23 protein-coding genes and 1 tRNA gene are annotated in these 23,325 nt (G+C 73.2%); 17 read left to right on the top strand and 7 right to left on the bottom strand.

The window, feature by feature from the left end:
• Positions 1-489: 489 nt before the first annotated feature.
• Entirely contained in the window at positions 490-1,263 is a 774-nt protein-coding gene (locus tag JT721_RS14905) for a BTAD domain-containing putative transcriptional regulator (protein ID WP_205474045.1), read from the bottom strand.
• 198 nt (positions 1,264-1,461) lie between these two features.
• Here JT721_RS14905 and JT721_RS14900 point away from each other — a divergent pair, with 198 nt between their 5' ends.
• Positions 1,462-2,382: a manganese catalase family protein gene (locus JT721_RS14900; RefSeq protein ID WP_205474044.1), complete on the top strand. Its 921-nt coding sequence runs from the start codon at positions 1,462-1,464 to the stop codon at positions 2,380-2,382.
• A 31-nt stretch (positions 2,383-2,413) separates the two neighbouring features.
• Entirely contained in the window at positions 2,414-3,505 is a 1,092-nt protein-coding gene (locus tag JT721_RS14895; protein ID WP_205474043.1) for a putative manganese transporter, read from the top strand.
• 171 nt (positions 3,506-3,676) lie between these two features.
• Here the strand turns inward: JT721_RS14895 and JT721_RS14890 are convergent, their stop codons facing one another.
• Both JT721_RS14890 and JT721_RS14885 read right to left on the bottom strand, forming a co-directional pair.
• Positions 3,677-4,390, bottom strand: coding sequence for a hemerythrin domain-containing protein (locus tag JT721_RS14890; protein ID WP_205474042.1), 714 nt, complete (start codon positions 4,388-4,390; stop codon positions 3,677-3,679).
• Positions 4,391-4,909: 519 nt separating this feature from the next.
• Positions 4,910-5,506, bottom strand: coding sequence for a 5-formyltetrahydrofolate cyclo-ligase (locus JT721_RS14885; RefSeq protein WP_205474041.1), 597 nt, complete (start codon positions 5,504-5,506; stop codon positions 4,910-4,912).
• A gap of 23 nt (positions 5,507-5,529) precedes the next feature.
• Here JT721_RS14885 and JT721_RS14880 point away from each other — a divergent pair, with 23 nt between their 5' ends.
• From JT721_RS14880 to JT721_RS14825, 12 genes are all read left to right on the top strand, one after another.
• Complete coding sequence (locus JT721_RS14880) at positions 5,530-6,918, top strand: UTP--glucose-1-phosphate uridylyltransferase (RefSeq protein ID WP_205474040.1); 1,389 nt, start codon at positions 5,530-5,532, stop codon at positions 6,916-6,918.
• A gap of 6 nt (positions 6,919-6,924) precedes the next feature.
• Positions 6,925-8,154: a gephyrin-like molybdotransferase Glp gene (gene glp / locus JT721_RS14875; RefSeq protein WP_205474039.1), complete on the top strand. Its 1,230-nt coding sequence runs from the start codon at positions 6,925-6,927 to the stop codon at positions 8,152-8,154.
• Between the two features lies 1 nt (position 8,155).
• Positions 8,156-8,626, top strand: a complete 471-nt coding sequence (gene moaC / locus JT721_RS14870; RefSeq protein ID WP_205474038.1) for a cyclic pyranopterin monophosphate synthase MoaC — start codon at positions 8,156-8,158, stop codon at positions 8,624-8,626.
• 3 nt (positions 8,627-8,629) lie between these two features.
• Positions 8,630-9,112 (top strand): MogA/MoaB family molybdenum cofactor biosynthesis protein, encoded by a 483-nt coding sequence (locus JT721_RS14865; protein ID WP_307828073.1) that lies wholly within the window; start codon positions 8,630-8,632, stop codon positions 9,110-9,112.
• A complete protein-coding gene (locus JT721_RS14860; RefSeq protein ID WP_205474037.1) occupies positions 9,109-9,717 on the top strand; it encodes a GNAT family N-acetyltransferase in 609 nt (202 codons plus the stop codon). Before JT721_RS14865 ends, JT721_RS14860 begins: the two co-directional genes overlap by 4 nt.
• 182 nt (positions 9,718-9,899) lie before the next feature.
• On the top strand, positions 9,900-10,757 hold the full coding sequence (locus JT721_RS14855; RefSeq protein WP_205474036.1) for a hypothetical protein: 858 nt from the start codon (positions 9,900-9,902) through the stop codon (positions 10,755-10,757).
• Positions 10,758-10,814: 57 nt separating this feature from the next.
• Positions 10,815-10,890, top strand: a tRNA-Ala gene (locus tag JT721_RS14850).
• 279 nt (positions 10,891-11,169) lie between these two features.
• The gene (locus JT721_RS14845) at positions 11,170-11,355 is read left to right on the top strand and encodes a hypothetical protein (RefSeq protein WP_205474035.1); all 186 of its coding nucleotides are present in this window, start codon (positions 11,170-11,172) and stop codon (positions 11,353-11,355) included.
• Between the two features lie 53 nt (positions 11,356-11,408).
• Positions 11,409-11,828 (top strand): universal stress protein, encoded by a 420-nt coding sequence (locus tag JT721_RS14840; RefSeq protein ID WP_205474034.1) that lies wholly within the window; start codon positions 11,409-11,411, stop codon positions 11,826-11,828.
• A gap of 22 nt (positions 11,829-11,850) precedes the next feature.
• Complete coding sequence (locus tag JT721_RS14835) at positions 11,851-12,348, top strand: hypothetical protein (protein ID WP_205474033.1); 498 nt, start codon at positions 11,851-11,853, stop codon at positions 12,346-12,348.
• 85 nt (positions 12,349-12,433) lie between these two features.
• Positions 12,434-13,123: a DUF6766 family protein gene (locus JT721_RS14830; protein WP_205474032.1), complete on the top strand. Its 690-nt coding sequence runs from the start codon at positions 12,434-12,436 to the stop codon at positions 13,121-13,123.
• A 45-nt stretch (positions 13,124-13,168) separates the two neighbouring features.
• Positions 13,169-13,963 (top strand): SDR family oxidoreductase, encoded by a 795-nt coding sequence (locus JT721_RS14825; RefSeq protein WP_205474031.1) that lies wholly within the window; start codon positions 13,169-13,171, stop codon positions 13,961-13,963.
• A 60-nt stretch (positions 13,964-14,023) separates the two neighbouring features.
• Here JT721_RS14825 and JT721_RS14820 read toward each other — a convergent pair whose 3' ends face one another.
• Both JT721_RS14820 and JT721_RS14815 read right to left on the bottom strand, forming a co-directional pair.
• Positions 14,024-14,296: a GlsB/YeaQ/YmgE family stress response membrane protein gene (locus JT721_RS14820; RefSeq protein WP_240340814.1), complete on the bottom strand. Its 273-nt coding sequence runs from the start codon at positions 14,294-14,296 to the stop codon at positions 14,024-14,026.
• A 261-nt stretch (positions 14,297-14,557) separates the two neighbouring features.
• The gene (locus tag JT721_RS14815) at positions 14,558-18,355 is read right to left on the bottom strand and encodes a family 78 glycoside hydrolase catalytic domain (protein WP_205474030.1); all 3,798 of its coding nucleotides are present in this window, start codon (positions 18,353-18,355) and stop codon (positions 14,558-14,560) included.
• A gap of 337 nt (positions 18,356-18,692) precedes the next feature.
• On the opposite strand from JT721_RS14815, the gene JT721_RS14810 reads away from it, so the two are divergent.
• Entirely contained in the window at positions 18,693-19,364 is a 672-nt protein-coding gene (locus JT721_RS14810) for a response regulator transcription factor (RefSeq protein ID WP_205474029.1), read from the top strand.
• 47 nt (positions 19,365-19,411) lie between these two features.
• On the opposite strand, the gene JT721_RS14805 is transcribed toward JT721_RS14810, so the two are convergent.
• Together JT721_RS14805 and JT721_RS14800 are read right to left on the bottom strand one after the other, a co-directional pair.
• Positions 19,412-20,044, bottom strand: a complete 633-nt coding sequence (locus JT721_RS14805) for a LysE family translocator (RefSeq protein WP_205474028.1) — start codon at positions 20,042-20,044, stop codon at positions 19,412-19,414.
• 665 nt (positions 20,045-20,709) lie between these two features.
• On the bottom strand, positions 20,710-21,501 hold the full coding sequence (locus JT721_RS14800) for an IclR family transcriptional regulator (RefSeq protein WP_205474027.1): 792 nt from the start codon (positions 21,499-21,501) through the stop codon (positions 20,710-20,712).
• 200 nt (positions 21,502-21,701) lie between these two features.
• On the opposite strand from JT721_RS14800, the gene kduI reads away from it, so the two are divergent.
• Positions 21,702-22,484, top strand: coding sequence for a 5-dehydro-4-deoxy-D-glucuronate isomerase (kduI, locus tag JT721_RS14795; protein ID WP_307828072.1), 783 nt, complete (start codon positions 21,702-21,704; stop codon positions 22,482-22,484).
• Positions 22,481-23,239, top strand: a complete 759-nt coding sequence (gene kduD, locus JT721_RS14790) for a 2-dehydro-3-deoxy-D-gluconate 5-dehydrogenase KduD (RefSeq protein ID WP_205474025.1) — start codon at positions 22,481-22,483, stop codon at positions 23,237-23,239. The genes kduI and kduD overlap by 4 nt, the downstream gene beginning before the upstream one ends.
• The last annotated feature ends 86 nt before the right edge of the window (positions 23,240-23,325 follow it).

Raw genomic sequence — 23,325 nt, 5'->3', positions numbered from 1 at the left:
CTCGCTGGGGCTCGTCGCTGCTCGACCACCGGTGCTTGCGCTGGTCGAGGTGCGAAGGCCGCCAGGCCTGAGCCTCGAGACCCCGTACGACGAAAGCCCTCCCGTCACCACCGGAGGGCGTTCGCCCGGCGGGGGTTTCGAGACAGTTGCTAGCGCAACTTCCTCAACCAGCGAGGGCGACCACCGCTGGTTGAGGAACGACGAAGTCGTGTCTCGAAACCTGGTGAGACGAGAGCCCTCCCGTCCCCACCGGACGGCGTGCGGGTGCGGAGGTTACGAGACAGTCGCTAGCGCAACTTCCTCAACCAGCGGAGGGCGACCACCGCTGGTTGAGGAACGACGAAGTCGTGTCTCGAAACCTGGTGAGACGAAGGCCCTCCCGTCCCCACCGGAGGGCGTTCGGGTGCGGGGGTTTCGAGACAGTCGCTAGCGCGACTTCCTCAACCAACGCCGGGGTGTTGTGGCGCAGCTGCCGCCACCAACGCTGGGTCAGCCGGCGCGGCGGGGACGGCGGCGGCGGGCGGTGCCGACGAGAGGGGCGACGAGGTCGCGGATGGTGGGGGATGGGGGTAGGCCGAGCTCGGTGCCGATGAGGTGGCGGTAGGCGTCGTACTGTCGCAGCGCCTCGGCGTGGTTGTCCTCGGCGAGGTGCACCTCGATCACGGTGCGATGGGCGCTCTCGCGCAGCGGCTCGCTGCGCAGCGCGGCCAGCCCGACCAGCAGCGCCTCGCCGTAGCGGCCCTGCCGGCAGAGCGTGCGCGAGCACACCTCGAGTGCGTGCAGGCGCTCCTGTCGGTGGCTCTCGCGCTCCACGACCAGCCACTCGTCCGACCACAGCGGGAGCAGGTCGTGCTGGAGCAGGCGGTGCAGGTCGTGGTCGAGCAGGTCGTCGAGCTCCGCGTCGCTCGGCGGCGCGCTGCCGTGCACCGACTCCGCGCGGTCCTGGGCGTCCCACAGGTCGACCCGGACGTCGTCGTGGAGCCGCACGGTCCGCGAGGTGCAGCGCACCAGGACCCGGCCACGCGGGCGGGGCAGCCGCCACAGCACCGACCGCAGGTTCGCGGCGGCCCGCTCGGTGGCGGCATCGGGCCACAGCTGCTCGGCGAGGTCGAGGCGGGCCGCGGCCCGGTGCCGGTGCCGCACGGCGAGCAGGGCCAGCACCCGCTGGCCCGCGCCGCGCACGTCGAGGGGTTCGTCGCCGAACCTCACCTCGAACCCGCCGAGCACGCCCACCGACAACGTCGGCGCAGGCGATCCCTCCATGTGTCCTCCCCGAAGGACGAGTGCAGGTCGGCACGGTGTCCACCTCGGCGGAGGGCATCCCCACTGCAGGTGACGGTGGGGTGACGGTCCGCCGACGGCGCCGGGACGGCCGCGGCGACGTACGCCGGACGAGGCGGACACGACCGCCCGGCAGCGTGCTGCTCCCACGACCCGCACACCCGGAAAAGGGAGACCACCGTGTTCCGTCACAGCAACGAGCTGCAGTTCCACGCCAAGCCCGAGCGCCCCGACGCGCTCTTCGCCGCCAAGCTCCAGGAGCTGGTCGGCGGCCAGTTCGGCGAGATGACCGTGATGATGCAGTACCTCTGGCAGGGCTGGAACTGCCGGATTCCCGGCAAGTACAAGGACATGATCCTCGACATCGGCACCGAGGAGATCGGCCACGTCGAGATGCTGGTGACGATGATGGCGCGACTGCTCGAGGGTGCGCCGTCGGAGACCCAGGCCGACGCCGCCGCCGCCAACCCGGCGCTCGCCGCCGTGCTCGGCGGCCAGAACGTGCAGCACTCGATCGTGGCCGGTGGTGCGGCGATGCCGACCAACAGCCAGGGCGTCCCCTGGAACACGGGCTACATCGTCTCCAGCACCAACATGCTGGCCGACTTCCGCCACAACGTCGCGGCGGAGGCCCAGAGCCGGCTGATGACCGCCCGGGTCTTCAACATGACGGACGACCCCGGGGTGAAGGAGATGCTGCGCTTCAACCTCGCGCGCGACACCTTCCACCAGCAGCAGTGGCTGCTCGGCATCGAGCAGCTGGTGGAGGACGGCTTCACCGACGGGATCGAGGACTCGCTCGCCGACGAGGAGCTGACCGAGCCGGGCCGCACCTTCTACAGCTTCCACGAGGGCAGCGTCGCCCACGAGGGCCGCTGGGCGCAGGGCTCGACCCTGATCGGCGACCACGAGATCGCCTTCGAGCAGGGTCGCCCGCTCGCCGACGACGTCAACGAGGTGCCGGCCCCCGACCCGCTGCTGTTCGCGACCTACGACGGCAGCAAGGGCAAGGGCAAGCCCGGCACCGCCGGGGGCGCCTACGCCCAGGGCGCGGCGAACCTGCTGTCGAAGGCCAAGGACGCCATCACCCCCGACAGCTGAGCCGCGACCCGGGAGCGGGAGGAGGACGGTCATGGTCGAGCTGGTGCTGCGGCCGCTGGCGGACGCGTTCATGCAGGTGGGCGTGTTCGTGGCGTTGCTGGTCGCGCCGTTCGGGTGGGCGCGCTGGCGGTGGGGACACCGTTTCGACGCCCTGCTCGAGCGGCACCGCCGGCTGGGTCCGCTGCTCGCCGCGGCGCTGACGATGCCGCCCGGGTGTGGTGGCGCCATCGTGGTGATGGCGCTCTACTCCCGGGGTGCGGTGTCCTACGGCGCCGCGGTCGCGGCGCTGGTCGCGACCATGGGCGACGCCTCCTGGGTGCTGCTAGCCGCCGACCCGCTGCTGACGCTCCAGCTGAAGATGCTCTTGCTGGTGGTCGGCTCGGCGACCGGCTACGTCGTCGACGCGTGCGGCGTGCAGCCGCGGCGCAGCCACCCGCCGGTGCCGGCACCCCCGCGGGTGCCGGTGACCACCGCGCCGGTGGTCGCCGCACCGACACTGCAGTCGGTGCTGCCGACCGTCGGCGCGGGGAGCCGGCTCGCCGCCGTCGGTGCGCTGCCGGTGCTGCTCTGGCTCTCCCTCGGGGCCGGGGCGACACTCAGCGTGCCGGTCACCTTCCAGCTCACGGTCGCCGGGGACCTCTACCTCGTGGTGGGGGTCCTCGGCGCCACCCTGGCCGCGGTGGCGTTCGCGCTCGGCCGGGGCCGGCTGGCCGACGACGACACCCGCAGCGCCTTCCCCACCTCGATGGCGCAAGTGCTGCGCCACGGCGGCCACGAGGTCGCCTTCGTGACGGTGTGGGTGGCGGCGGCGTACGTCGCGTGGTCGCTGCTCACCCACCTCACCGGCTTCGACGGCTCCCAGCTGCCGGTGCTCGGCGCGGCCGGGGTCGTGGTCGGGGCGCTGGTCGGGCTGATCCCCGGCTGCGCCGTGCAGATCGTCTTCACCGGCATCTTCCTCGCCGGGGGCATGCCGGTGTCGACGCTCGTCGCCAACACCATCAGCCAGGACGGCGACGCCCTCCTGCCGCTCCTCGCCCTCGAGCACCGCTCCGCGCTGCTCGCCACCGTGATCACGACCGTGCCCGCCCTGCTCGTGGGCGGCGCGCTGCTCCTGCTGACCTGACCACCCCGACCCCGACCCGCTGGAGGAACCATGTCCGTCCCGACCCGCCTGCACGTCCTGCTCGCCGTCTGCTGCCTCGCCCTCGGGGGCGTGACCGGGGTCGCGGCCGCGGCCGTCGTCCTGCTCCACCTGCTCGCGCGCGGGGCCGCCCGCGCCCACCTCTCCCGGGCGTCAGTCGCGGTGGGTGGAGGGGGCCTCGCCGCGGCGCATCCCGGGCAGGTGCTCCACGGCGCCCGCCACCCGGGCGGCGCCCTGGCTGGCGCCCACCAGCGCGGGTCGTAGCGCCGGGAACCGCCGGGCCGCCTGGTCCATCCGGTCGCGCCCGCGGTCGAGCACCGTCAACGGCAGCGCCGACAGCGCGTTGCCGGGCGGTCGCCGCGACACCACCGGGTGGGGTCGGGTCGGCGAGATCCGTCGCACCGCCTCCCACGCGACGCCGAGCACCCGCAGCCGGCGCACGTCGACGGCCTCCTGGAGCCGGGGCAGCAGCTGGTCCTCCTCGTCGCGTACGTCCTCGCGCAGCACCGTCACGAGCCGGTCGAGCAGCTCGGCGCGCCGCGCCGGCCCGGTGTCGGGCCGCTCCAGCTCGACGACCAGCTCGTTGACCTCCTGGTGCTCCTCCTCCACCTGGCGGGTGAGCGCCTCGCCCTCCTCGACCGGGAGCACCCGGCGCAGCTCGGGCCACAGCACCGACTCCTCGGCGAAGGCGTGGGGGAAGACCAGCCGGTTCACCTCGTGGAGCACGCCGTCCTGCGCGTCGCCGTACGACGTGCGGCCGAGCTCGGAGAGCAGCTCGTCGAGGCGGACGTGGTCGGCGCGCTGGCGGGCCAGGATGCTCCACGGCCCGCCGAGCTCTGACAGGGACTGGTCGGCGATCGAGCGCATGCCGTCGGGTACCCGGGTCGGGACGGTCCATCCGGTGCCGCTGGTCGAGCAGCGAGCGCCAGCGAGCGTCGTCGAGACCCGGTAGCCGGACGCCCTTCCGTGCGTCGTGACTCCGCGGACGGAGCTCGGGCGGGGGCTGACTGCGGCTGGGTGGGGCGGGGTGCCGCGCGTTGGGGGGCACTGCGGCTGCTGCGCGCTGGCTTGCGGTGGTCGAGGTGCGAGGAGCCCTGGCGACGAGCCTCGAGACCCGGTGAGCCGAGAAGCCTCGCGTTCCCACGGGAGGCGTTCGGCCGGCGGGGGTTTCGAGGCTCGCTTCGCTCGCACCTCAACCTGGGGCTCGTCGCTGCTCGACCACCGGCGCGCACCGGTGGTCGAGCAGCGAGCGCCAGCGAGCGTCGTCGAGACCCGGTGAGCCGGACGCCCTCCCGTTCCCACCGGAGGGCGCTTGACCGGGGGGGTCTCGACGGGCGCTCCGCGCTGGGGCTCGTCGCTGCTCGCCCACCGATGTGGCCGCCTCCTTCAACCACCGGTGGGGCGGAAGCGGCGCAGGCCGGAGGGGGAGGCGGCGGCGGTGACGGGGCGGTCGTGGGGGTCGACGGGGACGGCGAGACCGACCTCGTCGTCGTGGAGGAGCGCGCAGGTGAAGGTGCCGACCGGCACCCGGGCGAGGGCGCGGTCGTAGGAGCCGCCGCCGCGGCCGAGGCGAGCGCCGTCGGGGGAGACGGCGAGGCCGGGCACGAGCACGGCGTCGGCGGTGGCGACCGCCTCGACACCGAGGCGGGGACCGGCGGGCTCGAGCAGGCCGAGGCGGGCCGGCACCAGGTCGTCGTCGCCGGTGAAGACGGCCCAGTCGAGGTCGCGGTCGGGGAGCAGGACGGGCAGGACGACGCGCTTGCCGGCGGCGACCAGGCCGGAGAGCAGGGGGGCGGTGCCGGGCTCGGAGCCGAGGGCGACGTACGCCGCGACGGTGGCGGCGCGGCGCACCTCCGGAGCGGCGAGCAGGTGCTCCGCGAGGGCACGTGCGACCTCGGCCCGCTCGAGCAGCGGGCGGGCGTTGCGGGCGGTCAGCAGCTGGTCGCGGAGGGCGACCTTGGCACCGGATTGGGGGGTCCCCACGGGGGAAGCCTACGATCGACGGCATGGGTAGCCCGGGGTTGCACGCGGCACGGCAGAAGATGGTCGACGCCGGCGTCGACGAGGTCGCGATCGAGACGTTCGCTCACTACTACCGCCTCCTCGAGCACGGCGAGACCGGGATGATCCCCGAGTCGACGATCGAGCCGGTCGACATGGAGTCGCTGGCCGACGTCACGGTCGACGAGGAGCTGGCGCGGCAGGCGATCCGCACCACCGCCGTGATCAAGCTCAACGGCGGCCTCGGCACCTCGATGGGCATGGACCGCGCCAAGTCGCTGCTGTGCGTGCGCCGTGGCCTGTCGTTCCTCGACATCATCGCGCGGCAGGTGCTGCACCTGCGCCAGCAGTACGAGGCGCCGCTGCCGTTGATCATGATGAACTCGTTCCGCACCTCCGCCGACACCATGGCGGCGCTGGCCCGCTACGAGGACCTGCCGGCCGAGGGGCTGCCGCTGGAGTTCCTGCAGAACAAGGAGCCCAAGCTCCTCGCCACCGACCTCAGCCCGGTGAGCCACCCCAAGGACCCCGACCTCGAGTGGTGCCCGCCCGGCCACGGCGACCTCTACACCGCGCTGCGCGGCACCGGCCTGCTCGACCGGCTGATCGAGGCCGGCTTCGAGCGGGTCTTCGTCTCCAACTCCGACAACCTCGGCGCCGTGCCCGACGCGCGCGTGGCCGGCTGGTTCGCCCAGAGCGGCGCGCCGTTCGCCATCGAGGCGGTGCGGCGTACGCCGTCCGACCGCAAGGGTGGCCACTTCGCGCGCCGCAAGGTCGACGGCCGGATCGTGCTGCGCGAGACCGCGCAGACGCTGCCCGAGGACCTCGAGGCGCTGGCCGACCTCGACCGCCACCGCTACACCTCGACCAACAACCTCTGGTTCGACCTGGCGGCGATGAAGGAGGCGCTCGACGTGCGCGGCGGCATCCTGGGCCTGCCGCTGATCCGCAACGTCAAGCACGTCGACCCCGGCGACCCCAGCACCCCCGAGGTGATCCAGGTCGAGACCGCGATGGGCTCGGCGATCGAGGTCTTCGAGGGCTCGACGCTGATCGAGGTCGGCCGCGACCGGTTCGTGCCCGTCAAGACCACCAACGACCTGCTGGTGCTGCGCTCCGACGTCTACGACATCGGCCAGGACTTCGTGCTCGACCAGGTCACCGACGAGATCCCCTACGTCGACCTCGACGGCGCCTTCTACAAGCTGGTCCGCGAGTTCGACAAGCGCTTCCCCGAGGGTGCGCCGTCGATGCGCGAGGCGGAGTCGCTCCGAGTAAAGGGCGACTGGACCTTCGGCCGCGGCGTCCGCATCGTCGGCGACGTCGAGCTCGAGGCCGGCTCGGCCCAGCGGGTGCCGCCGGGCGAGGTGCTCTCGGGCGACGGCGACGCCTGACCCACCATGGCCGACCAGCCCTGCACCGTCGAGGAGCATCTCGCCCGGGTGCTCGACGGCCTGGAGCCGCTGCCCGCGGGGCCGCAGCCGCTGCTCGGCGCGCTCGGGCTGCCCGCCGCGGCCGACGTCCGCTCCCCGATGCGGCTGCCGTCGTTCGACAACTCCGCGATGGACGGCTACGCCGTGCGGCACGCCGACGTCGCCGCGGCCACCGAGCGCGAGCCGGTGGTGCTGCCGGTGGTGGGCGAGATCGGTGCCGGCCAGGCCGCGCTGCACACGCTGGGGCCCGGCCAGGCCGCCAAGATCATGACCGGTGCGCCGGTGCCGGAGGGCGCCGACGCCGTGGTGCCCTACGAGTGGACCGACCGCGGCACCGAGCGGGTGCGGGTCGACCGCGCGCCCGTGCCGGGGCAGCACGTGCGACCGGCCGGCGACGACGTGCGCGAGGGCGACCTGCTGGTCGCCGCCGGCACCCTGCTCACCCCGCGCCACCTCGGGCTGCTGGCGTCGGTGGGCCACGACACCGTGCCCGCGCGGCCGCGGCCACGCGTCGTGGTGATCTCGACCGGCTCCGAGCTGCGCGACCCCGGCCAGCCGCTGGGCCACGACTCCATCTACGACGGCAACTCCTGGCTGCTCGCCGCCGCCGCGCAGCGCGCCGGGGCGGTCGCCGTGCGGGCCGGCATCGTGTCCGACGACCCCGAGGAGTTCCGCGCCGCGCTGCACGCCCGGCTCGACGACGCCGACCTGGTGGTCACCAGCGGCGGCGTCTCGATGGGCGACTACGACGTGGTCAAGGCCGCGCTCGCGCCGGAGGGCGTCTGGTTCGGGCCGGTGGCGATGCAACCGGGCAAGCCGCAGGGGTTCGGCCGCCTCGGCCCCCGGCGGGTGCCGGTGGTGACGCTGCCGGGCAACCCGGTGTCGTCGTACATCTCCTTCGAGCTGTTCGTGCGCCCCGCGCTGCGCCGGCTGGTGGGCCGGACGCCGGAGTTGCGCGAGCCGGTGCCGGCGCGGCTGACCGGGCCGGTGACCTCGCCGCCCGGCCGACGCCAGTACCTGCGCGGCGACCTCGACCGCGACGGCGACGTCACCGTGGTCGCACCGGTCGGCGGCTCCGGCTCCCACCTGGTCGGCGACCTGGCCCGCGCCAACGCGCTGATCGTCGTGCCGGAGGCGACCACCGCGCTCGAGGCCGGCACCACGGTCGACGTGCTCCCGATCGACGAGGACTATTGACATGGCCGACGAGCTGACCCACCTCGACGAGTCCGGCGCGGCCCGGATGGTCGACGTCTCCGACAAGGCCGTGACCGCGCGCACGGCCACCGCGACCGGCCGGGTGCTGGTCTCGGCCGAGGTGGTCGCACTGCTGCGCGGTGAAGGGGTGCCGAAGGGCGACGCTCTCGCGGTGGCCCGGATCGCCGGGATCATGGGCGCCAAGCAGACGCCGGCGCTGGTGCCGCTGTGCCACCCGCTGTCGATCTCGGGCGTGACCCTCGACCTCGAGGTGGCCGACGACGCCGTCGAGATCGCCGCGACCGTGCGCACCACCGACCGCACCGGCGTCGAGATGGAGGCGCTCACCGCGGTCAGCGTCGCAGCCCTCACCGTCGTCGACATGGTCAAGGCCGTCGACAAGCGCGCGGTGATCACCGACGTCCGCGTCGAGGCCAAGTCGGGCGGCCGCTCCGGCGACTGGGAGCGCTGAGCCGTGGCCGAGCCGCTGCGCGGGGTCGTGGTGGTCGCGTCCAACCGTGCCGCCGCGGGCGTCTACGACGACACGACCGGCCCGGTGCTCGTGGACTTCCTGCTCGGCCTCGGCTTCGCCGTCGACGCGCCCGTCGTCGTACCGGACGGCGAGCCGGTGGGCGCCGCGATCCGGGCGGCGGTCGACGCCGGCGCGCGGGTGGTGCTCACCACCGGCGGCACCGGGCTGACCCCCACCGACCGCACCCCCGAGGCCACCCGGCCGCTCCTCGACCGCGAGGTGCCGGGGGTCGCCGAGGCGATCCGCGCGGCCGGCGTCGCGAACGGCGTGCCGACGGCGATGCTCTCGCGCGGCCTGGCCGGGGTGGCCGGCACCTGCCTGGTGGTCAACCTGCCGGGCTCGCGCGGCGGCGTGAAGGACGCGTGCGCGGTGCTCGAGCCGGTGCTGGTGCACGCCGTGGAGCAAGCGGTGGGGAGCGACCATTGAGCCGCCGCGCCTGGCCGGCGGTGCTCCGCTCGGGCGACGTGGTGCTCCGGCCGATCCGCACCTCCGACGGTGACGACTGGCGCCGCTCGCGGCAGCGCAACGCCGCCTGGCTGGTGCCGTGGGACGCCACCCCACCGCCGGGCTCGGCGCCCCGCCCCACGTCGTTCCGTGCCCTGGCCCGCCGGCTGCGGCGCCAGGCGCGCGCGGGCACGACGTACCCGTTCGTGATCGAGGTCGACGGCCGGTTCGCCGGGCAGGTGACGGTCAACAACATCGTGCGCGGATCGGCGCAGTTCGCGTCGGTGGGCTACTGGATCGACAAGGACTTCGCGGGCCGCGGGGTGATGCCCCGGGCCGCGGCGCTGGTGGTCGACCACTGCTTCCAGGTCGCCGGCCTGCACCGGATCGAGGTCTGCATCCGCCCCGAGAACACCAACTCGCTGCGGGTGGTGGAGAAGCTCGGACTGCACGAGGTCGGCTACGCGCCCCGCTTCCTCCACATCGACGGCGAGTGGCGCGACCACCGGATCTACGCGATCACCAAGGAGGAGGTCCCCCAGGGCCTGCTCCGCCGGCTCGAGCAGGCGCGGGTCGAGGAGGGCTGAGCGTCGTGTCCGGGGCCGGCCGAGCGGGATAGTCCCTGACGATCTGGTCGGGTTGACGGGCGAAAAGGGGGCCATTTCGTCCGGGACTACCGCGCCGTCGTCCCCACGAGTCACACCAGCAATTTGCGACACACGGGTAGACATCCGCCCCACCCTGCGCTAGCACCCCTAGCCTCGGAGCCGTGGATCCCAGCGCCCTCATCTTCGTCGCCCTCGCGGTGGCGTGGGCCGTCTACCTGATCCCGAAGGCCCTCGACCACCACGAGGAGGGCGCCCGCGGCCGCACCGTCGACCGGTTCTCCGACCGGATGCGGGTGCTCGCGCGCCGGGAGCCGGTCGGACCCCGCGCCTCGACCCTGGTGCCCGCCGGCCAGCCCGCGCCGCCCACCCCGCGCGAGGCCCGCAGGGCTGCCCGTGCCGAGGCCCGCCGCGAGCGGGAGCGCGAGGCCGCGGCCCGCGAAGCTGCGCTCACCCCCGAGCAGCGCCGCGCCCGCGAGCGCGCCCGCCGGCAGGCGGCGGTCCGGGCCGCTCATCGCCGGCTCCGCGTCGTCACCCTGATCCTGCTCGGTCTCGGGGTCACCGCGGGCTTCGCCTGGCTCGGCACCATCGGCTGGCCCTGGGTCGGCGTCCCCGCCGGCGTGCTGGCGCTGTGGCTGGTCGCCTGCCGGTTGATGGTGCGCCGCGAGCGCGCCGCCGCCCCCGGCGCCCGGATCCCCGCCGACACCCCCTCGCCCGACGACGACGCCACCGAGACCATCGCCGCCGTCGAGGCCGAGCCCGTCGCCGCGGTCGTCGTCGCCGACCCCGACCCCACCGACCCCCGCGGCTGGGCGCCCGTAGACGTCCCGCTGCCGACGTACGTCACCAAGCCCGTCGCCACCCGCGCGGTGCGCACCATCGACCTCGACTCCACCGGCGTGTGGAGCTCCGGCCGCTCCGAGGCCGACTCCGCCCTCGTGCGCGACCACGAGGCCAGCGAGTCGGCGAAGGCCCGCCCCGACCAGGACGGCCAGGCCGGGTCCGAAGCCGTGGGATCCTGATTCGGTCCTGTGCCGGGGCCGGTGCTAACGTTCTGCCTCGCGTCGTACGACGCACCCGGGGCTGTGGCGCAGTTGGTAGCGCGTCTCGTTCGCAATGAGAAGGTCAGGGGTTCGAATCCCCTCAGCTCCACCACCCGACGACGAACCCGCAGGTCCCCAGACCGGCGGGTTCTCGTGTTTCCTGCCGGTGTCCGGGGTCGCCGGCGGCCCGGGCGGCGGTGACTGAGACGCCGTTGGCTTGCGCGATTCGGCGGCCCGCTCACCGCTGCCGGCAGCTACCCCGGCCGCGGCCCCGGTAGCGGTGAGTGAGCCGCCGTTCGCTGGTCCCGTTACGGGGCCTGCTCACCGCCGCCCCCTAGGACCGGACCACGTGGAGCACCGACACCGAAGGCTCGGAAAAGGAAGAACAGCCGTGGACGACACCGACAGACGCATGCTGGAGCTCCTCGCCCAGGGGAGGTCGCACGCCGCCGTGATCGACGAGCTGGGCCTGACCGAGCGGTCGCTGCGCACCCGCCTCACCAACCTGCGCACGGAGTTCGGCGCCCGCACCACGATCCAGCTGGGCGCCGAGGCCGTCCGCGCGGGGCACGTCTGAGACCCCGACACCGCTAGCCTGAGCACCCGTCCCCCGAACCACAGGAGCACCCCATGAGCGTCGTCGTCGTCGGAGTCGATGGCAGCACCACGGCAGCCCGGGCGGCCGAGACCGCCGCCGGCCTGGCCACCGCCCTGGGCTCGGAGCTGCTGGTACTCGTCGGCTTCCCGAGCATCGACCGGCCCGAGCCCACCGACAGCGAGACGCTGACCACCCGCGAGGCGGCCGAGCAGCTCGCCGACGCGGTCGCCGAACCGCTGCGCGCGGCCAACCCCGGCCTCGTCATCCACGCCGACGCCGAGCCGGGCAAGCCGGCCGAGGCGCTCGTCTACGCGGCGGAGTCGCGCGAGGCCTCGCTCATCGTGATCGGCAACAAGCGGGTGCAGGGCGTCTCCCGCATCCTCGGCAGCGTGGCGGTCGACGTCGTCCGCAAGGCCAGCTGCGACGTCTACATCGCCCACACCACCGGCTGATCCGGTGGCTCCCAGGGTCGGCATGGCCGGCTCGACGGGCGGGTATCGGCCGGTCGTGGCGGAGCAGGAGGTCGCACCGGTGCGGCGCGGACGCTCGATCCGGCGCAGCGGCAGGCCTGCCGAGCGGGTGCTCGCCGTCGGTGCCGCGCTCGTTCTGGCGGTCGTCCTCACCGGGTGCGGGCAGGACGACGCGCCGGCCGCCCGGCGGACCGTGCACTTCTACGCCGCGCTCGCCGCCGACGACGGGGCGGCCGCCTGCGCCGACCTCGCCCCGGGCGCCCGGCAGCAGGTGGAGGACCAGCAGGGCGCGCCGTGCGCCGAGGCCATCCTCGAGCTGGGCCTGCAGGCGGTGGCGGGGCCGGTGTCCGAGGTGGAGGTCTACGGCTCGGCGGCGCAGGCCGTGGTCGGTGACGACACCGCCTTCCTGTCCCGGTACGCCGCGGGGTGGCTGATCACCGCTGTCGGCTGCACGCCGGGCGGCGGCGACCGGCCCTACACCTGCGCGGTGGAGGTGTCCTGATGCGCGGGCTGTTCGTGGGCTACCTGCTGGTGATCGTGCTGGGCCTGGCGTTCCTGCTGTCCGTCGGCCTGGGGCGGTGGTGAGCGTGGCTGCCGGCCACGACCGTGGCTTCCTCAAGCGGAACTCGCTGGGGATCTTCTTCGGCCTGATCTTCCTGCTCAGCCTGGCAGGACAGGCCGTCGCCGGGTGGCACGCCTTCAACTCGGAGCAGGCCGCCGAGGGCCTCGGCACGCTGTCGTTCGTCCGCTACCTGGTCTCCTCCGACTTCGCGGTCGACGTCGCGGAGAACTGGCAGAGCGAGTACCTCCAGTTCCTGCTCTACATCACCGCCACGGTCTGGTTCCTCCAGCGTGGCTCCCCGGAGTCCAAGGAGCTCGAGAAGGCCGGGCTCGAGTCCGACGAGGACCAGAAGGTCGGCCCGCACGCCGACGCCGACTCGCCGCGCTGGGCCGCGGCTGGTGGGTGGCGCACCGCGGTCTTCTCGTGGTCGCTGACGCTGGTGATGGCGGGCATCTTCCTGGCGTCGTGGACGGTGCAGTCGATCGCCGGCCGGGTCGCCCACAACGAGACCCGGCTGGGCCGGCTGCAGGACCCGCTGACCTGGACGGAGTACGTCACCGGCGCCGACTTCTGGGCGCGGACGCTGCAGAACTGGCAGTCGGAGTTCCTGGCCGTGGGGTCGATGGCGGTGCTGGCCATCTACCTGCGCCAGCGGGGGTCACCGGAGAGCAAGCCGGTCGGCGAGGCCCACACCTCCACCGGCGTCGAGGGCTGACGGGCACCTCGGATGGACGCCGGTCCACCGGGGCACCGGCCGGTCATGACACGCGAACACCACCCGTCCCTCGCCGTCGTGACCGGTGCCGACTCCGGCATCGGCCAGGCCACCGCCAAGCTGCTCGCCACCGAGGGCTTCGACGTCGGCATCACCTTCCACACCGACGAGGCCGGCGCCCGGGCCACCGCCGAGGAGATCACCAAGCGCGGCCAGCGCTGCGTCGTGGAGCAGCTCGACGCCGAGGCTCCCGACGCCGGGCAGGTGGTCGACCGGCTCGCCGAGCAGCTCGGCGGGGTGGGGGTGCTGGTCAACGTCGCCGGCACCGGCCACTCCTCCCGCGCGCTCGACCTCGACCTGGCCACCTGGAGGCACGTGCTGGCCACCGACCTCGACGGCCCGTTCCTGTGCGCCCAGGCCGCCGCCCGTCGGATGATCGCGACCGGGCGCGGCGGCCGGATCATCAACATCACCAGCGTGCACGAGCACGTCCCGCGCCTCGGCGCGGCCGCCTACTGCTCGGCGAAGGCCGGGCTAGGCATGCTCACCAAGGTGCTGGCCCTCGAGCTGGCCGAGCACGGCATCACCGTCAACGCGGTCGCGCCGGGCGAGATCGCCACCGAGATGACCGGCATGGACGAGTCCGAGGCCTACCACCAGGAGCGGCCCGGCAACCCGATCGGCCGCCCTGGCCACGTCAACGAGGTCGCCTCGGTGATCGGGTTCCTCGCCTCGCCGCGCTCGGCGTACGTCACCGGCTCGTCGTACGCCGTCGACGGCGGGCTGATGCTGATGGCCGCCCACGGGCACGACGAGGCGCAGGGCTGGCGCCAACCCTGACGCCGGACGCAGCACGGCCCCCGTCCCCGGGCAGGGACGGGGGCGGTTGCGCCGTTCGGGTCAGTGGCGGGCGGTCTGCTTCCGCGAGGACATCAGGCCCTCCGCGACGCCGATCAGCAGGACCGCCGCGACGATAGCGACGACCGCGCCCAGGATGTTGAGCTCGAAGATGTCGCCGGTGCCGAGGGCGGAGGCCACGATGCCGCCGATCAGGGAGCCGACGACGCCGAGCGCGAGGGTGCCCAGGAGGCCGAGGCTCTGCCGCCCGGGCTTGATGAGCCGGGCCAGCACGCCCACGACGAGGCCGAACACGAGAAATCCGATGATTGCCATGCCCGGTCGGTACCCGGTCGCCGACGGGTGAACCTCCGGTGGGGACGGGAGGGCGCTCGTCTCGCCGGGTCTCGACGACGCTCGCTGGCGCTCGCTGCTCGACCACCGGCGCTGGTTGAGGTGCGAGCGAAGCGAGCCTCGAAACCTGCGCACCCGAACGCCGACGGTTCCCAGCGGAGGGCGTTCGTCTCACCGGGTCTCGAGGCGTAGGCCTACCGGCCTTCGCACCTCGACCCGCGCCACCACCGGTGAGCCGACCGATCAGCGGCGGACCTTGAGCCGCACCATGGTGGATGAGGCCGCGATGTCGGCGGTGCCGACGTAGGTCACGCGCACCTTCCGGACGCCGGGTCGCTGCCGGGGCAGCCGCACCCGGACGGTGCCGTCGGCCGCGACCCGACGGGTCAGGGTCGTGCCGCCCACCTTGATCCGCACGGCGCCGGTGGGCCGCACCCCGACGGCCGAGACGCGCACGACCAGGCGCGGACGGGTGCCGGGTCGCACCCGCACGGGCCAGGTGCGGGCCCGTACGGCGGTCGGTGCCTTCGCGACGCGCATCGTCGTCGTGGTCGACGACGGCTGGTTGGCCGGGTCGCCGCCGTAGGACAGCGTCAGGGTGTGGGTGCCTGCCCCGGTGCTGGTGCCGCCGAGGGTGACCCGGGCGACGCCGCCGGACACCGCCGCCCGACCGAGCACGCGGCCCCGCTCGGAGACGGTGACGGTGCCGGTGGGCGCCGTGCCGGTCACCGTGGCGACAACGATGCGGGCGCGGCCGTAGACCCCGCTGACGGGGGTGGCGGAGACGCTGCTGGCGTCGGGGACCACGTTCGGCCCGGAGCGCAGCTCGTGCTGGCCGGAGCCGAGGGTGTACGTCGCGTAGCCGTCGCGCACCTCGACCAAGGTCGCACCGGCGGGCACGGCGACCTCGTCGCTGTCGCGGACGGGCATCGAGACCTTCGCGGTCGCGCCGACCGGGATGGTCACCCGCAGCGTGAAGACGTCGTCGGCGCGGGTCCACGCCGAGGCGACCCGGCCCAGCGGCGAGCGGACGTGGGCGCTGGCACGGTCCAGGTCGCCCACCGGGTGCGGCCGGATGGCGACCTCGGTGTAGCCGGGCGCCGTGGGCTCGATGCCGGCGACACGCTGGTAGAGCCAGTCGTCGACCGTGCCCATGAAAGCGTGCTGCCGCGAGCGCGACCCCGCGCCCCACTCCTCCCACATTGTGGTGGCGCCGAGCTCCTCGAACCAGTAGCCCCAGCCGGGGTAGGTCGGGTTGGTGGCGACCTCGTAGGCGAGGTCGGCGTGACCGGTGTCGGTGAGCACGGGGAGGATCAGCCTGGTGCCCAGGGCGCCGGTGTTGAGGTGGCCGCCCCGCGCCTCGATGTCCGCGACCAGGTTGGCCACGACGGTGTCGCGCACCTCGTCGGGCACGATGCCCAGGCTGAGCGGCAGCAGGTTCGACGTCTGCCGGTATCCGGCGGCCGGATCGTCGTAATAGCCGCCCCTGGCCGCGTCGTAGAACTCGGCGTGGAAGGCGTCGGCGATGGTCGCGGCCAGCTCGTCGAGCTCGGTGGCGTCGTCGTCGTGGCCGAGGGCCCGGGCGATGTCGGCGATCTTCGACGCGGTCTCGTAGAGGTACGCCGTGCCGGCGAGGCGCGCACCCTCGGGGGGCATCGCGTGTCCGGGGGAGAGCCAGTCGGCGTAGCTGGTGCCGGTGTAGACGTAGCCGGTCTCGGCGATGTCGTCGACGAAGAAGTCGAGCCACTTCCGCATGGCGTCGTAGTTCTCGCTGAGCGGCCGGGTGTCGCCGTAGTACCAGTAGAGGTCCCAGCTGACGAGCACGAAGCTGGCCGTCCAGATCGGGTCGACGACCTGCTTCGCGCCCACGGTGCCGGGCACGGTCTGCCCGATGTTGCCCTCGGCGGTCTGGTCGTCCTTGTGGGAGCGCATCCAGCTCGCGTAGAAGTCCTGCACGTCGAAGCTGGCCATCGCGGAGGGCGCCATCAGGAAGCCGTCGGCGGTGTAGGGGCGCTTCTCGTACATCGGGGTATCGGTCGGCACCGAGTGGAGGTTGTTGAGGATCGTCTCGGCCTGCGCTCGGTGATAGCGGTTGAACAGGTCGCTGGAGCTGTCGAAGTCGCCGGTGCGCGGCACCGCGGTGTGCACGCGCTCGGCGGTCACCGAGTCAACGGTGACGCCGGCCGGGGCGCTGACCTGCACGTAGCGGAAGCCGGCGTAGGAGTAGCTCGGCGTGAAGTCCTCGACCCCGCCGCCCCGCAGCACGTAGGTGTACTTCTGCAGCTGCATCCCGAAGCCGCCGACGTTGTCGACCGTGCCGTCCTGCTTGAGCTTCTCGCCGTAGGTGATGGTCACCGCGGCACCGGCGGGCCCCTGCACCGCGACGGTCGCCCAGCCGGACGTCGGGCTGCCGTAGTCGTGCACGGTGGTCCCCGGTGCGGGGGTGGTGACCGCGGTCGGCGTGAGCGGCTCGGTCGCCTTGATCGGCGGGAACGACTGGGCCCGCAGCTCACCGGCGATGCCCGGCACCTGGGACGCGGAGCGCCAGCCGGAGTCGTCGAAGCCGACGTCGTTCCAGCCCGGCTGCTCGAGGCGGGCGTCGTAGGTCTCGCCGAACCACAGCGACTCCGAGGTGGTCGGCCCGTCCGCCAACCGCCAGCTGCCGTCACTCACCACGCGGTCGGTCGTGCCGTCGGTGTAGGTGAGGTCGAGCTGGAGCTTGAGCTTGGGCTCGCCGTGCCAGGGCGAGGTCATCCACTCGTCGGGGTTGAGCATCGAGTAGTAGCCGCGCCCGAGCGTGACGCCGAGGGCGTTCTCGCCGTCGCGCACCTGGTCGGTCACGTCGTACGTCGCGTAGAGGCCGGTCTTGTCGTAGACGGTGAACGCGGGGTCGAGCTCGTGGTCGCCGACCCGCTCGCCGTTGAGGTAGAGCTTGTAGTAGCCCAGGCCGATGACGTACACGCGGGCCGAGGCGAGCTCGCGGTCGGTCTCGAAGTCCTTGCGCAGCATCGGCTCGGGCGGGGCCGCCGTGCCGACGGAGCCGCCCCACGGTCCCGAGCCGAAGCCCGCCGCCACCAGGGCCGTCGGCCACGCGCTGTCGTCGAAGTCGACCTGCTCCCACCCCGCGACCTCGGTGTCGTGGGCCTTCCAGGACGCGTCGGTGACCAGGTCCGGCTGCGTGCCGTCGGCGAGCTCGAGGCGCAGCTTGCCCACCAGCCCGGAGGGGCCGGGCTGGGTGTTGGTGGCGCGCACCGCGATCACGTTGCGTCCCGGGCGCAGCTCGGCGGTGACGTCGACGTCGACCGCCGTCCGCCACGACTCGGCCACCTGCGGCGAGCGCCCGACCACGGTGCCGTTGACGTGCAGCACGAAGCTGTCGTCGGCGGTGAGCTGGAAGGTCGCCTTCGTGACCTCCGCGTCCTGGGGCAGGTCGATGGTGCGCCGGAAGTAGCGGGTGCCGACCGGGGCGGAGTCGGCGGGGTTGCCCTGGGGGTACCAGATCCAGCTCGCACCCTGCAGATCGGTGCTGACCCGCTCCGAGCGGCCGCCGATCCAGGCGCCGCCGAACTCCTCCTCGTCGAGGAACGCCGTCTCGAACCACGCAGGCGCGCTCCAGGCCGACGCCTGCTCGGCGGCGTCCCAGACCCGCACCCGCCAGTGGTAGCGGGTGCGCGAGTCGAGCGCCGGTCCGTCGTACTCGACGTCGAAGGAGCGGGTCGACCCGACCTTGCCGCTGTCCCACACGTCCCCGGCGCCGTCGGCCGTCGTCGACACCTGCAGCTGGTACGCCGACTGGGTGGCCCCCTGCGCCGTCGACCCCAGCACCCAGCCGAACCGGGGCCGGTCGGCGTCGATCCCGAGCGGGTTCGCACGGTGCTCCACCGTCAGGTCGCCCAGGGTGAGACCGGCCGTGCTGGCGCTCGCGCCGGCCGCGACGGCCGGAGGGGTGTCGGTCGCCGGCGAGCCGTGCGCCGTCGGGGCTCCGGCGAGGGCGGCGCCCAGCGCCGCGAGCAGGGTGGCCTGGGTTGTGAAACGTTTCATCAGCGCGGACATGGGCTCACCTTAGGGTGATGCGCGTCACGCTCGCAACGGATGTCAGTGGCGTCATCCGGCCAGGGTGGCGCCGCCGGTCACACCCCTGGGAAGGTGTCGGGCCGGGCTCGCGTGCTGCACGGTAGGCAAGGCCCGTCGGGTGACTCCAGACACCCGAACTCGCTGCGGCGGCCCTTGCTCGGGCAGGGGCCGTGCCCGCGCCCTGGGGGGACGCCACCCGTTCGGGTGGTTCGTCGTGCCTCCGTGCGGACTAGGGTCGAAGGACCCGATCGGGTTTGGCGGCTTGCCTCCCTCGCGCACGGGACCTGACCGAAGGAACCCGTCGATGCAGACTGGCCCGCTAGGTGTTGCCGTCGTCGGCCACCAACCCGTGCTGACCCACGGGCTCTCCTCGATGCTCGCCGAGCACCCCGACCGCGTGCAGGAGGTCAAGTTGCCTCGTGCCTGGATGTCGCTCGCCGCCGTCGACGTGGCCCTCTACGACGTCCTCGGTCTGCACCGCACCTGCGGTGACGACCTCCGCCACCTGGTCAACGAGACCCGGGCCAAGGTGCTGGTCGTGACCCGTGACCTGCGCCCCGACCTGCGTGGCCAGGCGATGGCCATGGGTGCCGACGGCTGGATCTCGATGAGCGCCGAGCCCAAGGAGCTGGTGGACGCGATCGAGGCGGTGGCCAGCGGCGAGCTGCTCGACCAGGCCGAGGACCTCGATCCGCTCGGGCAGCGGGCCGGGCTGACCGCCCGCGAGGTCGACATCCTGACCCTGGTCACCCAGGGCCTCAGCAACCAGGACATCGCCGCCCAGCTCTACCTGTCGGTCAACTCGGTGAAGTCCTACATCCGCAACGCCTACCAGCGCATCGGCGTGAAGACCCGGCCCCAGGCCGTGGCCTGGTGCGTCACCAACGGCTTCCCGACCACTCCCGTCACGGTGCCCCTGGAGTCGCGGCGTCCCGCCGCGCCCACCGGCTACCGCGCCGGCGCCCGGCTCGGCTAGGACGCACCGACGGCTCGCCGGCACTGCGGGAACCGCCGGCGCGTCGCCTACTCCGAGGCAGCCATGGTCGCGCCCAGGCCGATCATCATCACGCCGCCGGCGACGCCGAGCCGGTCGAGCCGCTCGGGGCTGCGGGCGAACCAGTCGCGCGCCTTGCCGGCGACCAGCGCCCACAGCGAGTCCGATGCCGCGCACATCACGCCGAAGACCACGCCCAGCGCGGCGAGCTGGAGCCCGGCGTGCCCCGCGGGCTCGTTGACGAACTGGGGCAGGAACGCCACGAAGAACACCACGGTCTTGGGGTTGGTGACGCCCACGACGAACCCGACCCGGAGCGAGCGCGACACCTGCGCCGGCGTCCCGTCGGCGGCGGCCATCGCGGTGCGCGCTTCCGCCCGGTTGCGGATCGCCTGCACGCCCAGCCACACGACGTACGCCGCCCCGACGAGCTTGAGCGCGACGTAGGCCTCGGTGCTCGCGGCCACCACGGCCCCGAGCCCCACCGCGACGAGCAGCACCTGCACGGTGATGCCGAGCGCGTTGCCGACGACCGAGAGCAGCGCGTCGCGCCGGCCGACCGTCAGGGCGCGCCCGATCGTGAACAGCAGGCTGGGTCCGGGGACCTGGATGAACAGGGCGCTCGCGATCACGAAGGCGAGCCACTGGCTGGTGGTGGGCACGCAGGCATTCTGCGGCCGCCGGGCCTCCGGAATCCACCGACTTCCGGCGCTGGTTGAGGTGCGAGCGAAGCGAGCCTCGAAACCTGCGCACTCGTACGCCGACCGTCCCGTCCCCACCGGCGGGCTTCCCTCTCACCGGTGGTTGAGGAAGTCGCGCTAGCGACTGTCTCGAAACCCCCGCCGGCCGAACGCCCTCCGGTGGGACGGAAGGGTTTGCGTCTGACCCCGGGCCGCCGAACATCCTCCCGTCCCCGAGGATGCGGCTGGGGTACGCCGACCCGGCGCTTGTTGTCGGCGGATCGCGTCGACCCGGCGTTAGTCAACGACGGCTCGGCGAACCCCGGGGGTCGCCGTTCGCGAGGGAGGGCTTTCGGTTCACCGGGTCTCGAGGCTCGTCGCCAGGGCTCCTCGCACCTCGACCAGCGCACCGCCGGCGTGCCACGCCGCGCGGCACGGAGGCGGCCGAACGACGTCCGGCGCGCAGCAGCCGCAGTGCCCCACCACGCGCGGCACCCCGCACCCCACCCCACCAACAGTCACCCGGCCGCCGGATAGCACCAGCCGCAGTGAGCACCCGACCGAGTCACGTCCCGGGAGCCACCCGCAACGGCGGGCGTTCGGCTCAACCGGTCCCGCCGACGGTCGCCGCTCGACCAGCGGCTGGGTCAGCGGACGCTGCTGTTGCCGTGCTCGGAGGCGAGGCGGGCGCGGACGCTCAGGAGCGTCTCGATGATGACGTCCTCGCGGCCACCGTCGAGGCGGCTCATCGGGACGGCGACGCTGATGCCGTCGACGATCGGGCGGGCGAAGGGGAGCGCGACGCCGAAGCAGCGGACGCCGATGCACGACTCGTCGCTCTCGGCGGCGTACCCGAGCTCGGTCGCGCGGTCGATGATGGAGAGGACGGCGTCGCGGTCGGTCACCGTGTGGGTGGTGATCGGGGCGATGTGGTGGGGGACCAACGAGGCCCGCACCTCCGCGGGCTGCTCGGCGAGGATGGCGCGGCCGAGCGCGGTGGAGTAGGCGGGGAGCCGCCGGCCCACGGGGGAGTGCATCCGCAGCGGGTGCACCGACTCGCGCTTGGCGGTGTAGATGACGTGCGCGCCGGTGAGTCGGCCGAGGTTGACGGTCTCCTCGGTGGCGGCGGCGATCTCGTCCATGACCGCAGCGGCGCGCGACAGCACGGGGTCGCCCGCGAGGTAGGCCGAGCTGACCACCAGGGAGTGGATGCCGAGCTGGTAGACGCTGCCGGTCGGGTCGGTCTGCAGCCACCCGCGGTCGGTCATCGTCCGCAGCAGCGCGTGCAGGCTGCTCTTGGGGATGTTCAGCCGCGTCGACAGCTGCAGCTGGGTGCCGGGACCGTTGGTCGCGATCTCGTCGAGCAGGTCCAGGGCGCGCGCGGCCGACTTGACCGGCCCCGCGGCCGGACTGCCGTTCGTCTTCTCCTGCAGTGGCATCAGTGACGCCTCCCGATCCATGTCTACGCACCCTAGTAGGTACCGGTCACCCTACCGGCTGGTTCCCATACATGGACAGACTTCGGCCCCTTGACCGTGATCGCGGTCACGTGTACGTTCTCGATTCACATAGACGAACACAGTTCACAAAACGAGGAGCCCGCGTGATCCAGGTCCGATATTCGACTTCTCCGTCGAGCGTGGAGACCGCCCACGCCGCGGACCTGCGCGCGAGCTTCGTCCTCGACGACCTGTTCGAGGCCGGCGAGGTGCACGGTGTCTACACCCACGACGACCGCCTGCTCGTGGGCGGGGCCGTCCCGGGTGCCGGCCAGCTCGAGCTGCCCGCCTGGACCGAGGTGCTGGGCGTCGAGTCCCACCTGGAGCGTCGCGAGCTCGGCATCATCAACGTCGGCGAGTCGGGCCACGTGCTCGTCGACGGCGAGAAGTTCGAGCTCGGCCACCTCGACGGCCTCTACGTCGGGCGCGGCTGCGAGGTCACCTTCGCGGGCGCCGACGCCGCCTTCTACTTCGTCTCCGCCACCGCGGGCGCGTCGTACCCCACGACTCCGCTGGTGCACGCCGACGTCGAGCCGGTCGCCATCGGCAGCGCGCAGGCCGCCAGCGAGCGCCACCTCTACCGCTACGCCTGGGGCTCGGACCTGCAGACCGCCAACCTCCAGTTCGGCGTCACCGTGATCTCCGACGGCTCGGTGTGGAACACCCTCCCGCCGCACCTGCACGACCGCCGTACCGAGGTCTACCTCTACGCCGACCTCGCCGAGGGGGAGCGGGTCTTCCACTTCATGGGCCAGCCCGGCGCGACCCGCCACGTGGTCCTCGCCGACCGCCAGGCCGTCATCTCCCCGCCGTGGTCGATCCACGCCGGCGCCGGCACCAGCTCCTACGCCTTCATCTGGGCGATGGCCGGCGAGAACAACGCCTACACCGACCTCTCGCCCGTCGCCCTGGAGGACCTGTGACCACCTCGCCCTTCGACCTCACCGGCAAGCTCGCCGTCGTCACCGGGGCCGGCCGCGGCCTGGGCCAGGGCGTCGCCCTCGGCCTCGCCAACGCGGGAGCCGACCTCGTGCTGGTCGGTCTGCCCGACAGCCAGACCGAGACCGAGAAGATGGTCCGCGACCTCGGCCGCGACGTCGAGGTGCTCGACCTCGACGTCAGCGACCACGAGGCCGTCGCGGCCCTCGGCCAGCAGGTCTCCTCGGACCACCAGGTGGACATCCTGGTCAACAACGCCGGAATCATCGACCGCCACGACACGGTCGACGTGACTCCGGAGTCGTGGAACACGGTGCTCGACATCAACCTGTCGGGGCTGTTCTTCCTCACCCAGCACGTCGGCCGCCCCATGGTCGAGCGCGGACACGGCAAGATCGTCAGCATCGCCAGTCTCCTCGCCTTCCAGGGCGGCATCCGTGTGGTGTCGTACACCGCCAGCAAGCACGGCGTCGCCGGCATCACCAAGGCGCTGGCCAACGAGTGGGGCCCGTCCGGGGTGCAGGTCAACGCCATCGCGCCCGGCTACATGGCCACCGACAACACGACCGCCCTCCGCGAGGACCCCGAACGGTCCAGGTCGATCCTGGACCGGATCCCGGCCGGTCGGTGGGGGACGCCCGAGGACATCGCCGGTGCGGCCGTGTTCCTCAGCTCCTCCGCCGCCGACTACGTCAACGGTCACGTTCTCGTGGTGGACGGGGGCTGGATGGCCCGTTGACCGTGTGCCAGCCCATCACCACCGCCGCTCGGGGCGCCGCACCTGACCATCAGTTCCAAGCCCGCCGGTAGTTCACGGCACCAAGA

Origin of the sequence: Nocardioides sp. SYSU D00038 (assembly GCF_016924665.1) — a bacterium.
Taxonomy (GTDB): Bacteria; Actinomycetota; Actinomycetes; order Propionibacteriales; family Nocardioidaceae; genus Nocardioides.
The sequence above is the reverse complement of the archived record's forward strand: the minus strand, read 5'-3'. Positions and strand labels throughout refer to the sequence as shown.